General features: G+C 63.4%; 1 protein-coding gene. It reads right to left on the reverse strand.

The features are described 5' to 3' along the window. Window positions 1-144 precede the first annotated feature (144 nt). Window positions 145-1569 (reverse strand): ISNCY family transposase, encoded by a 1425-nt coding sequence (locus tag JMY28_RS38755; RefSeq protein WP_201701145.1) that lies wholly within the window; start codon window positions 1567-1569, stop codon window positions 145-147. Window positions 1570-1689 lie beyond the last annotated feature (120 nt).

The following is a 1689-nucleotide window of genomic DNA, read 5'->3' on the forward strand; positions in this document are numbered from 1 at the left end:
AATGTCATGGCCAGATAGAGATGTCTGGTCTCCGGCTCAATAGAAATGTCCGGTTTTAGAGAGGTTTGCTTCTGTCTTTCCCGGGTTTGATCTCCATTCCGTGTTGAAGGATAGCGTCTGGATCAGCAGGGCGGTGGTGTGCGTTCAGCGAACCCTCGCAGACCTCCGGCCAGGTTTTGAATCTGGCTCTGGGGCCTGTGTCAGTTTCACGATCACTGCTTCCATATCCGCCTGCGTGAACTCGCGCGTCTTCTTCGTGCCCGGCACCCGTTCAGCCTTGCGCACTGCGATGCCGCGATTCGTGCGTGAGGGCGAGCCCGAGGCGCGCCGGTCGTCGCGCTGCGCCTGCAGTTCCTGCGCCACCGCGAGCGCATGCGCGAGCCGCTTGTGCTCGACTACCGCGCCCTGGTCCACCTCGGTGAGCCGGTCATACTCGCGGTATGGCAACACGCGACCTTCGGCGCGGATCTCGATGCGCCCATCCGGATACTCCCAGACCTCGATGTAACGGTGCACCAGCTTCCGGTTCTGCGGCGTATCGTCGAGCAGGTACATCACGCGGTCATACTGCACCGTGAGCGACTTCGTCACACGCCGCGTTTCGCGCCAGGTGAGCAGGGCGTCCAGATCCTCGTCCGCACGCAACGGCCGGTGCGCGTTGAACGTGCTCCTGGACGGCTTCGCAAAGCGCACGTTATAGGCCGCCATGAAGGCAGGCGCATACGCATTCGCGCCCGCCACCGTGCTGATGCCGCGCAGGCGCAGTTCCTTCACCAGGCGATCCTGCAGCGTCAGGTGCGCGCGCTCCACACGGCCCTTGGCCGAACTGCTATTGGCGCAGAACGTCTCAATGTTCAGTTCGTACATCGCGCGTCCGAAGTGCGTCACGCTGCGCCCGGTCTCGTGGGCCCTGACACTGCGGAACACACTTGCCTTGTCGCTGTACAGCGCCACCGGCTTGCCATGACGCTCCAGGTACGCACGCGTCGCCTCGAAATAGCTGAAGGTCGATTCGGTCTGCGTGAAGTGCAGGTGCATCAGGCGGCTCGTCGCGTCGTCCACATACACCAGCAGTGTGCAGGCCGGTGCGCGCTCCTCAAACCAGCGGTGATCGCTGCCGTCGATCTGCACCAGTTCGCCCAGGCACGCGCGTCGGGCCCGTGGCTGGTAGACCTTCGGCGGACGCTGCGCGCGCGGAATCCACAGACCCGCATCGCGCATCCATCGACGTACGGTCTCCCTGGCCAGCGCGATCCCGTGACATTCAGCCAGCTTCTCGCACGCCAGCGTTGGCCCGAAATCGGCGTAACGCTCACGTACCAGCGCCATGGCCCGAGCCCGCAGATCGACGGACAGTTCCCGGTTACTCGGCCGTCCGCGTTTCGCCGAGACCAGCCCGGCCGGGCCTGCGGCCTCATAGCGCCGGCACAGCCGGCTGATCTGCCGCTCGCTGAGCTGCAGCCGCTCAGCCGCCTGAAAACACCGCAGGCGGCCTTCAATGACCGCCTCAATGACCTTGACCCGCTCGAGTTCGCGCATGCTTGCCGTGATCAGCTCACGTCCGTTCATGGTTCGCCCCTGGTCGACGCCTCACGCGAGCGTGCGCGTCAACCAGGGCAGGAATCGGACATTTCTAATGAGCCAGAACCGGACATTTCAAAAAAGCCCTAACATTAAAAATGTCGATAA

Source organism: Paraburkholderia hiiakae, from assembly GCF_904848665.1.
Taxonomy (GTDB): domain Bacteria; phylum Pseudomonadota; class Gammaproteobacteria; order Burkholderiales; family Burkholderiaceae; genus Paraburkholderia; species Paraburkholderia hiiakae.

Coding starts and splice junctions, on each gene's coding strand:
- JMY28_RS38755 (WP_201701145.1), bottom strand. CDS start 1,569: ATGAACGGACGTGAGCTGATCACGGCAAGCATGCGCGAACTCGAGCGG.